The organism is Streptococcus viridans, assembly GCF_900636365.1.
In the GTDB taxonomy this organism is placed as follows: domain Bacteria; phylum Bacillota; class Bacilli; order Lactobacillales; family Streptococcaceae; genus Streptococcus; species Streptococcus viridans_A.
Genome location: NZ_LR134266.1, coordinates 455,393 through 467,491 on the forward strand (window position 1 = coordinate 455,393; position 12,099 = coordinate 467,491).

Annotated in this window: 11 protein-coding genes and 1 other RNA gene; 9 read left to right on the forward strand and 3 right to left on the reverse strand. The window is 41.8% G+C overall.

Features of this window, described 5'->3' with window-relative positions:
- The first annotated feature begins 24 nt into the window (after positions 1-24).
- A complete protein-coding gene (gene pepC / locus EL081_RS02495) occupies positions 25-1,362 on the forward strand; it encodes an aminopeptidase C (protein WP_126403844.1) in 1,338 nt (445 codons plus the stop codon).
- Between the two features lie 61 nt (positions 1,363-1,423).
- Here the strand turns inward: pepC and pbp1a are convergent, their stop codons facing one another.
- Together pbp1a and recU are read right to left on the reverse strand one after the other, a co-directional pair.
- Positions 1,424-3,541, reverse strand: coding sequence for a penicillin-binding protein PBP1A (gene pbp1a, locus EL081_RS02500; RefSeq protein ID WP_126403845.1), 2,118 nt, complete (start codon positions 3,539-3,541; stop codon positions 1,424-1,426).
- Positions 3,542-4,135, reverse strand: a complete 594-nt coding sequence (recU, locus tag EL081_RS02505) for a Holliday junction resolvase RecU (protein WP_126405027.1) — start codon at positions 4,133-4,135, stop codon at positions 3,542-3,544.
- A gap of 66 nt (positions 4,136-4,201) precedes the next feature.
- Between recU and EL081_RS02510 the strand changes: the two genes are divergently transcribed.
- The 5 genes from EL081_RS02510 to EL081_RS02530 all read left to right on the forward strand — a co-directional run bounded on the left by EL081_RS02510 (position 4,202) and on the right by EL081_RS02530 (position 8,203).
- The gene (locus tag EL081_RS02510) at positions 4,202-4,729 is read left to right on the forward strand and encodes a DUF1273 domain-containing protein (RefSeq protein ID WP_006597078.1); all 528 of its coding nucleotides are present in this window, start codon (positions 4,202-4,204) and stop codon (positions 4,727-4,729) included.
- 69 nt (positions 4,730-4,798) lie between these two features.
- Positions 4,799-5,143, forward strand: a complete 345-nt coding sequence (gene gpsB / locus EL081_RS02515; RefSeq protein ID WP_006597079.1) for a cell division regulator GpsB — start codon at positions 4,799-4,801, stop codon at positions 5,141-5,143.
- Between the two features lie 21 nt (positions 5,144-5,164).
- Positions 5,165-5,530, forward strand: an RNA gene (rnpB, locus tag EL081_RS02520) — RNase P RNA component class B.
- 64 nt (positions 5,531-5,594) lie between these two features.
- Positions 5,595-6,767, forward strand: coding sequence for a THUMP domain-containing class I SAM-dependent RNA methyltransferase (locus tag EL081_RS02525; RefSeq protein WP_126403846.1), 1,173 nt, complete (start codon positions 5,595-5,597; stop codon positions 6,765-6,767).
- Positions 6,764-8,203, forward strand: coding sequence for a cell division site-positioning protein MapZ family protein (locus tag EL081_RS02530; protein ID WP_126403847.1), 1,440 nt, complete (start codon positions 6,764-6,766; stop codon positions 8,201-8,203). Before EL081_RS02525 ends, EL081_RS02530 begins: the two co-directional genes overlap by 4 nt.
- 318 nt (positions 8,204-8,521) lie before the next feature.
- Here the strand turns inward: EL081_RS02530 and EL081_RS02535 are convergent, their stop codons facing one another.
- On the reverse strand, positions 8,522-9,004 hold the full coding sequence (locus EL081_RS02535) for an S-ribosylhomocysteine lyase (RefSeq protein WP_126403848.1): 483 nt from the start codon (positions 9,002-9,004) through the stop codon (positions 8,522-8,524).
- A 271-nt stretch (positions 9,005-9,275) separates the two neighbouring features.
- On the opposite strand from EL081_RS02535, the gene EL081_RS02540 reads away from it, so the two are divergent.
- The 3 genes from EL081_RS02540 (at position 9,276) to rpoZ (ending at position 12,052) form a co-directional block, all read left to right on the forward strand.
- A complete protein-coding gene (locus tag EL081_RS02540) occupies positions 9,276-10,883 on the forward strand; it encodes a ribonuclease Y (protein WP_126403849.1) in 1,608 nt (535 codons plus the stop codon).
- A gap of 196 nt (positions 10,884-11,079) precedes the next feature.
- Positions 11,080-11,709 carry a guanylate kinase gene (gene gmk / locus EL081_RS02545; protein ID WP_006596846.1) on the forward strand — a complete coding sequence of 210 codons (630 nt, stop codon included), beginning with the start codon at positions 11,080-11,082 and terminating at the stop codon, positions 11,707-11,709.
- A 28-nt stretch (positions 11,710-11,737) separates the two neighbouring features.
- Complete coding sequence (gene rpoZ, locus EL081_RS02550; protein WP_126403850.1) at positions 11,738-12,052, forward strand: DNA-directed RNA polymerase subunit omega; 315 nt, start codon at positions 11,738-11,740, stop codon at positions 12,050-12,052.
- Positions 12,053-12,099: the final 47 nt, after the last annotated feature.

Genomic DNA, 12,099 nt, shown 5'->3' on the forward strand with positions numbered 1-12,099 from the left:
AGTAGCTTTACAAAGGAGAATCTTATGTCAGAATTAACACAAGAATTTACAGATCAACTTTATACAAATTACCAAGCAAATGTGAAATTTGCGGCTATCGAAAATGCCATCACCCACAATGGGATTCATGCAGCTTTGGAGACTCGCAAAAGTGCAGTAGAAAACACACCCGTCTTTTCTCTTGATTTAACCAAGGACAAGGTGACGGACCAGAAAGCTTCTGGTCGTTGCTGGATGTTTGCGGCTCTGAATACCTTTCGTCATAAAATGATTTCGAGCTTCCAATTAGAGGATTTTGAGTTGTCTCAAGCACACACTTTCTTTTGGGACAAGTACGAAAAATCCAACTGGTTCTTGGAACAAATCATTGCGACAGCGGATCAGGATTTAACCAGCCGCAAGGTGGCCTTCCTCCTTCAAACTCCTCAACAAGATGGTGGTCAATGGGATATGGTCGTTTCCCTCTTTGAAAAATATGGGGTCGTACCCAAGTCTGTCTATCCAGAATCCATCTCATCTAGCAATAGCCGAGAGCTCAATACCTACTTAAATAAATTATTGCGCCAAGATGCTCAGATCCTTCGCGAATTACTTGCGAGTGAAGCAGATCAAGCAACGGTTCAAAGCAAGAAAGAAGAACTCCTCCAAGAAATCTTTAATTTCTTGGCCATGTCACTTGGCTTACCCCCTCGTACATTTAGTTTCTCTTATCGCGGTAAGGACAATAATTTCCACACAGAGTCTGGTTTGACACCTCAAAGCTTTTACAAAAAATATGTAGATCTTCAGTTGGAGGACTACGTTTCTGTTATCAATGCGCCTACGGCAGACAAGCCTTATGGCCAGTCTTATACAGTAGAGATGCTGGGGAATGTGGTCGGTAGCCGTGAAGTCCGATACCTCAACGTTCCGATGGAGCGCTTGAAAGAATTGGCCATTGCCCAAATGAAAGCTGGGGAAACTGTTTGGTTTGGATCAGATGTCGGCCAAGTTAGCAACCGCAAAGCTGGAATCCTGGCAACAGATGTCTATGACTTTGAATCGGGAATGGATATCCAGCTGACTCAAGATAAGGCAGGACGTTTGGATTATGCAGAAAGTCTCATGACCCATGCTATGGTCTTGACTGGTGTGGATTTGGACGAAGCTGGACGTTCTCTCAAATGGAAGGTTGAGAATTCTTGGGGAGAGAAAGTCGGAACAGATGGCTACTTTGTAGCTTCGGACGCCTGGATGGACGAATACACCTACCAAATCGTCGTTCGTAAGGAACTGTTGACGGCAGAAGAATTGGCTGCTTATGAGGGAGAACCGATTGTCCTAGCTCCTTGGGATCCAATGGGGGCTTTGGCTTCTAAATAAGATACATAAAAAACACGATTGTTTAAGAACAATCGTGTTTTATTCATATAGTGTGGTCTAATTAGTGATTTTGCTCATTCTCTTTAGAAGATGATTCTGTGTGTTCAGAATTCTCTTCTGAGCTAGATGAACTTGAGCTTTCTTCTGTTGATTCGCTCGTTTCTTCAACTGTATAGCTTGGCTCATAATAGTAGTAATTGTAGTTGTTCTTACCATTATTGAGATAGAGGTAGGAACCGCTACGGTATACGCCACTTGGTTGGGTCCAGTCTTCGCTACCTGATCCGTTTTGCTCATACAAATACAGCATCATTTGTTTGTAGACATCCGTCGCGACTTTGATTCCATCATCTAGGACTGGAGTCAAGCGATTGGTATATCCTGTCCATACAGCCATAGAATATTGTGTGGTGTACCCAACAAACAATTCATCAGGTGTCACAATACTTGAGTAATTGTAGTCCTTGGTCAGTTTTTTTAATTCGTTGTCGGCATAGTTAGAGGTACCTGTTTTACCAGCGTGATAAAGACCAGAGATATTTGCATTGTATCCTGTACCAGCTGTGATAACTGACTTCAACATATCTGTCATCATGTAAGCTGTGGCTTCTTTCATCACTCGTGTTCCAGAGGTTTCAAAGTTCTTCGTTGTACCATCGCTAAAGACAACCCGATTCACATATTGAGGCTTGTAATAGGTACCGCCATTTGCGAAGGTTGCATAAGCAGCGGCCATTTTCTCACTGCTAGCCCCGTATTTGTTGCTAGAGTCACTGGTATTACTTGAGATGGCATTTGCATATACCATTTCTGGATAATCAATCCCCATGCTGCTCAAGAATTTCTGAGCCTTCTTCAAACCAACTTTTTCAAGAGCCCGGACCGCAGGAACGTTACGGGATTGTTGGAGAGCATAGACCATGCTGATATTGCCGTAGTACTGTCTATCCCAGTTATAAATTTGCGTATTTGTACCAGGGAAGTTGTAAGGTGTATCAGGAATGGTTACTCCAGTGGAGTTATACTCTTCATATTCAATTGCGGGAGCATAATCTGAGATAGGTTTCATTGTAGATCCCCAATCTCGGTTCGTTTCGACAGCTTGGTTGGTACCGAAGGATACATTAGATGATTGATGACGGGATCCCAACTGAGCAATGACTTTTCCGTTTGTCACGTCGATGATAGTAGAAGCAACTTGCAACTCATTATCTGGATAATTGACATATTCGTCAGAGTTGTATATATCCCACAGACGTTTTTGAGCTGCGGTATCGACGTTGGTGTAGACATCCATACCAGTTGTCAAGACATTGTAGCCTGTCTCTTCTTCGACTTGTTGGATGACTTCTTTGAGGTAGTTATCCATATAAGCAGGATAGTTGCTTGAGCCGGTTAGACTTTGCAAGCCATCGGTAACAGGTGTATTGACGGCACTTTCGTACTGCTCGTTTGTAATGGACTTCATATCCAACATTTCTTTAAGAACCAGATTACGGCGTTGGAGAGCAGCTTCCGGATTGGTATAAGGATCGTATTGGTTCGGTGCTTGAGGCATTCCGGCCAATAGGGCCACTTGTGGCAGAGAAAGGTCCTTCAAGTCTTTTGCATAGTAGCTACGAGCAGCTGTTTGCATTCCGTAGTTTCCGTTAGACATGTAGACTTTGTTGATGTAGTAGGTCAAAATCTCTTGTTTGGTTGCTTTTTGCTCTAATTGAGTAGCAAGCCAAGCTTCTTGGATTTTCCGAGATAGGGTTTGGTCGGACGACGAAGTAGAGAAGTAAGTGAGTTTGATTAACTGCTGTGTAAGAGTAGATCCCCCTTGGCGACCTCCTCGGAGGTTACTGAAGAAGGCCCCTCCAATACGAATAAAGTCGACCCCTCTGTGGTTGAAAAAGCGGTGGTCTTCAATCGCCACAATCGCATTGACCAAGTCAGTTGGGATTTCATTTGTTTTTACGTTGATTCGTTTCTCAGCACCCAAGTCGGCAATCAGATTGTTTTGATTGTCATAAATTTTACTGGATGTCGTTGCAATGAGGTCTTTCTCAGAAAGAGTCGGTGCTTTTGAGGCATAGTATCCAAATACCAATCCACCCAGGATAAGTAAAAGGAAAAATAAGGAAATAGCCGCAATCGCTGCATATTTTAACCACTGGATAACTGTTTGTTTGTTCATTTAATTACCGCCTAGTAGATTCTGTTCGATAATATCGAGATAAGGGACGCTTGGAAGGCGATCTGTCTCGATACGATAACCATTTTTCTGTATATAGGGCAATGGCATAGATTTACTGCCGTGATCGATGTTGTAAAAGTCGATTAAGGAAGGAGCGGGCAGTAGATAGGTCTCATTGAGCTTTGCAAAATGCAAGAGTACAAAACAAATTCCCCCCTGTTGGACGACCGCAGACATGTGATCAATCTGGTGCTGATGAAAGTTTTTCATCGGCATGGCTTGTTTTTGCTGGGTCTCTTTTGCTTCAAAATCAATGTAGTGTCCTTTATAAACACCAGAATAGTCTGTGGTAGACGCTTGGCGAAAATAAGCTTCCACGATCTTTGCCCGACTGCGATGAGGATAGTCCACCTTTACAATCTGGATGGGTGTCGGCTTTTTATGAATAACCGCTAGCCCTCTAGAAAGGTAGTACTGATTGCTCTCATTAATCATTTTTTCAAATGTCATCCCCCGATTGGCAAAGTTCACACTTTGCTTCCTCTGGATGGGCGAAGAAGATTTCTTGCTAAGTTTGTGAGGATAGTTGACCATCATTCTCCTTATTGGTACAATTACATCACTCTATTATATCACAAAATGAAGAAGGGAGGGGAAATAATGAATAGTTTACTGATTACAGGTTACAAGGCATTTGAATTGGGAATTCTGACAGCAAAGGACCCTAGACTTCCCATTATAAAAGAGGCGATTCGCAGGGATTTAGTCCGTTTTTTGGAAGAGGGCGTCAAGTGGCTGATTTTTACGGGTAATCTAGGTTTTGAAGCTTGGGTTTTAGAGGTTGCTCAGGAATTAAAAAAAGAATACGAGATACAGTTGGCCACAATTTTTATGTTTGAAAATCAAGGAGAGAACTGGAATGAGGCCAATCAAGAAGTCCTCAGTCGCTTTAAACAGGTTAATTTTGTCAAATATGCCTATCCCTCTTATAGCCAGCCAGGTCAATTCAAAGAATACAATACGTTTTTGTTAGAAAATACAGATGGTGCCTATTTATTTTACGATCCAGAACATGAAACAAATCTCAAATATCTTTACAAAATGATGCTAGAAAAGGATCAGTATCATGTCAAAAGATTAAACTTTGATGACTTAAATGAAGTAGCGGAAAAAATTTACGAAAAATAAGTGATTTACCTTGATTTTTGCTCCTCATTTTTTATATAATGATTATGATTAACTAGAACGGAGAGAATGATGGCAAGTATTATTTTTACTGCGAAAGATATTTTTGATCAAGATTTCAAAAAAGAAGTTCGTGGATTTAGTAAAGTTGAGGTAAATGAGTTTTTGGATGATGTCATCAAAGACTATGAAACCTATGCTGCCTTAGTGAAGGAATTGAAAGAAGAAAATGCTCGGCTCCGTGAAGAATTAGCGAAGAAAACGAGCCAAGCAACTCCGAGTCCATCAGTTCCTGAGTCTGCTCCAAAGCATGAGTTTCCTCAGGTCACTACTACGACAAACTTCGATATTTTGAAACGCTTAAATCGTCTAGAAAAAGAAGTATTCGGGAAACAAGTTGTAGATCGTGATTTTTAAGACATAAAATATGAACGTGCAATTTTTGGATAATCGCGTGAGAGCTTTCTCTCATGAGGAAAGTCCATGCTAGCACAGGCTGTGATGCCTGTAGTGTTTGTGCTAGGTGAATCCATAAGCCTAGGGACTTGATCTTCAAGTTACGGCGAGCGAACGGGCTAAGTCTTAGGATAAGTTCTACTAGCTCTGAAAGTGCCACAGTGACGTAGTTTTTAGGGAAACCTAAAAAGTGGAACGCGGTAAACCCCTCAAGCTAGCAACCCAAACTTTGGTCGGGGCATGGAGTGCATGGAAACGAACATAGCATTCTGACTGGAAACAGTAGACAGATGATTATCGAAGGAAATGGTACCTAGTCATTTCTGGAACAAAACATGGCTTATAGAAAATTGCATATAGGTGGTGAGGGGGAGAGAAATCTCAACCTCCTTTTTTAAACAATGAGGAATAAATGAAAAAACAATTTGAATTAATTGCAACAGCTGCTGCTGGATTAGAAGCAGTAGTTGGGCGTGAATTGCGTGATCTAGGCTACGAATGCCAAGTGGAAAATGGACGGGTTCGCTTCAAAGGTGATGTTCGTGCGATCATCGAAACCAATCTTTGGTTGCGTGCCGCTGACCGAATCAAGATCGTCGTAGGATCTTTTCCTGCCCGCACCTTTGAAGAACTCTTTCAAGGAGTTTTTACCTTGGATTGGGAGCAATATCTCCCTTTAGGAGCACGTTTCCCCATTTCCAAAGCAAAATGTGTTAAATCCAAACTGCATAACGAACCGAGTGTACAAGCGATTTCGAAAAAGGCCGTTGTTAAAAAGTTGCAAAAACACTATGCTCGTCCGGAAGGCGTTCCATTGATCGAAAATGGAGCAGAATTTAAAATTGAAGTTTCTATCTTGAAGGACCAAGCGACTATTTTAATCGACACCACTGGTAGTAGCCTGTTCAAGCGCGGTTATCGGACTGAAAAGGGTGGGGCACCCATCAAGGAAAATATGGCGGCAGCCATTCTTCAACTTTCCAATTGGTATCCAGATAAGCCCCTGGTTGATCCGACCTGTGGATCAGGGACCTTCTGTATCGAGGCTGCGATGATGGCTCGTCAGATAGCACCTGGCTTGAGACGGACCTTCTCATTTGAAGATTGGAATTGGGTTGACGATCGTCTGATTCAAGAAGTGCGCAAAGAAGCCACTAAAAAGATAAATCGTGATCTTGTTCTAGACATCATGGGAACGGATATCGATGCGCGGATGGTTGAGATTGCCAAAGAAAATGCTCAAAAAGCAGGTGTTGCAAGTGATATCACCTTTAAGCAAATGCGGGTTCAAGATTTGCGCTCGGATAAGATCAATGGGGTCATCATCTCCAATCCACCGTATGGTGAACGTTTATCCGATGATGTAGGAGTGACAAAATTGTACGCTGAAATGGGAGAGGTCTTTGAGCCCTTGAAGACTTGGAGTAAATTTATCTTGACCAGTGATGAAGATTTTGAAAAGAAATTTGGGCGACAAGCAGATAAAAAACGAAAATTATATAACGGAACCTTAAAGGTGGACTTGTATCAGTTCTTTGGGGAACGGGTACGCCGACAAGCGACTAGTGAGAAAGGAAACATATGACAAAAGAAGATAAACAGCAGTTAGGCCAAGAGGCAGAGTCCGTTCTTGATTTTAAGGACGCAAAAGAGATGACGATTGGTCAAGCAAATCGCAAAGCTGAAGAAATCGAAGCAGGTGTCAAGGAAACAGACAATGTCCTCGATAAATACATCAAACAGCACCGTGACGAAATCGAAGCTCACAAGTTTGATACAATCGTCATGAAGAAGGAAATGCTGGCAGATGCAGAGGAAGCAGCCGTTGTGGAAGCAACGGAGCCAATTCCAAACGAAGAACCTGTAAAAGAAGCAGCACCGTCTGAAGCAGCTCAAAAAGAAGGTACGTCTACTCGTATTCCAGATCCAATTCCTGGGGAACTTCCTGCCAAAATTAAGTTTGGTCCAGAGCCAACAGAACCATATGTGGATGATGAAATTGAGATTCCTCAAGAACCGAAAAAAAGCCGGGTAAAACCAATTTTGTTTTCAGTTTTAGCTCTGACAGCAGTTGCTACAGCTAGTTGGTTGTCTTATCAATGGATCCGAAACCAGTCTAAAGGGGAGACGACTGTCGTCTCTTCTACCAGCTCATCTAGCAAGAAATCGTCTAGTTCTTCTGCCTCAACTAGTGCGAATACAGAGGCTTTGCTGAAGGACTTTAATGATCAGTATGCAGCCTTCTTTACAGATGACACGCAGACGAAGTTGAAAAATGATTCTTTTGGTAATTTGGAAAAACTGAAAGTAAGTTTAGAAAAATTGAAAGATACCAAGGAATACGATGCAGCAAAGAGTAAATACGATGAATTGGTGAAGCAGGTTTCTGCTATTCAAACAGTAAACTCTCAGTTTACCAGCCCAGTTATTAAGGATGGGGCCATCGATGCCAATGCGCAGGTAAAGAGTAATGCAGTTTTTTCAGATGTGTCGACATCTAATACACAATTGAATCAATTGTTGAAGGATGCTGCTTCTCAAGGACGCTCGCAGCAAGTTGCGACTCCAGCGCCTGTGACAGATGGTGGTGGCAGTGCTGCGGGAGGAAGCGCAGCTTCTTCTGGAACGGTAACCAGTCCAGCTCCTACTCCAACCCCAGCTACTGAAGGCAACACGACAGGCGGAGTGAATCCAGGTTATTCTGGCTTCGGTCTTCAAAGCACTGGTGTGCCTCTTCAACGAAACTTGAGCCGGGTGCCATACAACCAAGCAGCGCTTGACGATGTAAACAATCCTGCATGGACCTTTAACCCTGGTATCTTGGAGAAGATTCTGAAAATCGCTCGGGAACGTGGCCATATCGTAGGGGATCAATACATCTTGGAACGCGTGAATATTATCAACGGCAATGGTTATTATAACCTCTTCAAGCCAGATGGAACGTATTTGTTTAGTATCAATGCTAAAACGGGCTACTTTGTCGGAAACGGAAAAGGCCATTCCGATGCATTGGATTATTAAGAATTAAAAAAGACTTCTCTTTGAAAGAGAAGTCCAAGATTAAAGATAGCGTCTTCTGAAAACTTTTCTTAGGTGAGTACGGACGTCAGCGAACTTCGAAGAAGTTCCATGACTAATTATTGAGCCTAGGGTCTCAATAATTCCGAGTGCTAGAAACAATCGTGTTTCTAGCACTTTTCTCACGGCGGAAAGTTTTAGCTACGCTTAAATGACTCATAATAGAAATCATTTTTTCGAAAAATCATCTAACTATTTTATGTAAAAAATTGTTTTGACAACATTTTAAGACTTCTCTTTGAAAGAGAAGTCCTTTGTTTTTTATACGATATGGCGTGTGAATGGATCGTCAGAAATACCTTGTTCGAGAATCAATTTACACCATTCTTTAGCAGAAAAGAGGCTGTGATCTTTATAGTTTCCACAAGACTCAATCGTCGTTCCTGGAACGTCTTCCCAGCTAGTCGTTTCAGCAATTTCCTCCAAGGAAGATTTAATCACTTGTGCAATGGTGTTTGGATCGTGCTGTCCCCACATAATCATGTGAAATCCAGTACGACATCCAAATGGCGAACAATCAATCATTCCATCTATGCGCTTGCGGATTAACATCGCTAATAGGTGTTCAATCGTATGCAAGCCAGCAGTCGGGATAGAGTCTTCATTTGGTTGAACCAAGCGGATATCGTAGTTTGAGATGACATCTCCTTTTGGTCCGAATTCCTCTCCGATTAGGCGGACGTATGGGGCTTTTACAGCAGTGTGATCTAGTTCGAAACTTTCCACAATAACTTCTTTCGTCATGTATCTTCCTCAATTTCTTTTTTCTTGATTATAGCACAATTGTCGGTGGAAGAAAATACAAGAGAGGAGGGAGACAAGTGGCTATTGAAATGGGGCATAGAAACTTGTATTCTAGGGAGTTTTTTTCCATAAGTATCAAAGGAAGAAGCGTTAAAATAATAGGAGAAATAGATTGGTTTTCGCTCGAAAATTTGTTTGTTAATTTTTGGAAAATATGATAAAATGATAAAGAATTTTTAATTCAACTATTCATTAGATTAGAGGTAAAAACATGGAATTTGGAATTGCAATTGTTTTTGCCGCAATCATTGGTTTAGTCATTGGATATGTAGGGATCTCAGTGAAGATGAAAGCATCGAAAGAAGCTGCAGAACTTACTCTTTTAAATGCTGAACAAGAAGCAACGAATTTACGTGGACAGGCAGAACGCGAAGCTGATTTGATATTGAAAGAAGCCAAGCACGAGTCTAGTTCACTTAAAAAAGAAGCACTTTTGGAGGCAAAGGAAGAAGCCAGAAAATATCGAGAAGAAGTCGATGCTGAGTTTAAATCAGAGCGTCAAGAATTAAAACAATTAGAGACCCGCTTGGCGGAACGTTCAAATAATCTTGATCGCAAAGATGATAATCTTACGAGCAAAGAACAGACTCTTGAACAAAAAGAGCAAAGTCTTTCAGATAGAACTAAACACATTGATGCGCGTGAAGAACAATTACAGGAGCTAGAAAAGAAAAAAGAAGAAGAATTAGAAAAAATTGCTTCTCTTAGTCAGTCAGAAGCACGTGATATTATCTTAACGCAAACAGAAGAACGACTCTCCAAAGAGATTGCGACTCGAATTCGAGAAGCAGAAGTGGAAGTGAAAGAACGTTCAGATAAAGTTGCAAAAGATATCCTGGTTCAAGCCATGCAACGGATGGCCGGGGATTTTGTGGCAGAACAGACCAACTCAACGGTTCATTTGCCAGATGATGGAATGAAGGGCCGGATTATTGGTCGCGAAGGGCGAAATATCCGAACCTTCGAAAGCTTGACAGGTGTGGATGTGATTATCGACGACACACCAGAAGTAGTCACCTTGTCAGGATTTGATCCGATTCGTCGGGAAATCGCACGAATGACCATGGAAAGTCTCTTGAAAGATGGTCGAATTCATCCAGCTCGTATTGAAGAGTTGGTAGAGAAGAACCGTTTGGAAATTGATCAACGAATCCGTGAATACGGTGAAGCAGCTGCTTATGAAATTGGGGCTCCAAATCTACATCCTGACTTGATGAAGATTATGGGACGCTTGCAATTTAGAACCTCTTATGGTCAAAATGTTTTGCGTCACTCGATTGAGGTTGCTAAGTTATCTGGTATTATTGCGAGTGAACTTGGTGAAAATGCTACCTTGGCTCGTCGAGCTGGTTTCCTCCATGATATTGGAAAAGCCATCGACCGTGAGGTAGAAGGTAGTCACGTAGAAATTGGAACAGAGTTGGCTCGTAAATACAAAGAGCACCCTGTTGTTGTTAATACCATTGCCAGTCACCATGGAGACGTTGAACCAGAAAGTGTCATTGCTGTTATTGTAGCAGCAGCGGATGCTTTAAGTGCGGCTCGTCCAGGTGCCCGGAGCGAGTCTCTTGAAAGCTATATCAAACGTCTTCAAGATCTTGAAGAAATTGCAAATGGCTTTAAGGGAGTCAAGACTAGCTTTGCCTTGCAAGCAGGTCGTGAAATCCGAATTATGGTAAGCCCTGAAGAAGTGAAGGATGATAAGTTGACCATCTTAGCTCATGATATCCGTGAGAAGATCGAGTCTAACTTGGAGTATCCTGGTAATATCAAGGTAACCGTTATTCGTGAATTGCGTGCCATTGATTATGCAAAATAAAGCTTGCTAAAAGATAAAAAGATAGTCAGCAAGGACGACAAGGTCTTGGTTGGCTATTTTTTATTTTGTTCCATGATAAAAAAAGAAAATCATTATTTCGTCTAGAAGGGGTTGGAAGCCTTGTCTCTAGGAAAAATCTGTTGAAAAATCTTTCTATTTTTGTTACACTAGATAGAAAGATAGCGAAGGAGACAAAATGGCGGATCGAGGATTATTAATCGTTTTCTCAGGGCCCTCAGGTGTTGGGAAAGGTACGGTTAGACGTGAGATTTTTGAAAGCTCGGATAATCAGTTTCAATACTCAGTATCGATGACAACGCGTGCACAACGTCCAGGTGAAGTGGACGGGGTAGACTATTTCTTCCGGACACGTGAAGAGTTTGAGGAATTGATTCGTCAAGGTCAAATGCTCGAATATGCTGAATATGTAGGTAATTATTATGGGACTCCATTGACCTATGTAAATGAAACCTTAGACAAAGGAATTGATGTATTTCTAGAGATTGAGGTTCAAGGGGCCTTACAGGTAAAGAAAAAGGTACCAGATGCCGTCTTCATTTTCTTGACTCCTCCCGATTTGGATGAGTTGCAAGATCGTTTGGTTGGACGTGGCACGGATAGTGCGGAAGTGATTGCCCAGCGGATCGAAAAGGCCAAAGAAGAAATTGCCTTGATGCGGGAGTATGACTATGCCATCGTCAATGACCAAGTGCCTTTAGCTGCGGAACGGGTCAAGCGTGTGATTGAGGCGGAACATTTCCGTGTTGATCGGGTGATTGGCCACTACCAAGAAATGCTTCCCAAAGCCACTCAAGTGGTACGATAATTTAGAATAGGAATTAGGTAAAAAGATTATGATGTTAAAACCATCCATTGATACATTGTTGGATAAAGTACCGTCAAAATACTCTTTGGTTATTCTTGAAGCCAAACGAGCTCATGAGTTAGAGAGTGGTGCAAGTCCCACTCAAGAATTTCAATCAGTAAAATCTACCTTGCGTGCTTTGGAAGAGATTGAAGCAGGAAATGTGGTGATTCACCCAGATCCAGAAGCCAAGCGTGAAGCAGTTCGTCGTCGAATCGAAGCAGAACGCTTGCGTAAAGAAGAAGAAGAGCGTAAAATTAAAGAACAAATCGCGAAAGAAAAAGAAGATGGTGAAAAAATTTAAGGTTGGGTTCGCTCAATCTTATTTTTTGCTATTTAGCGGTAGGACAG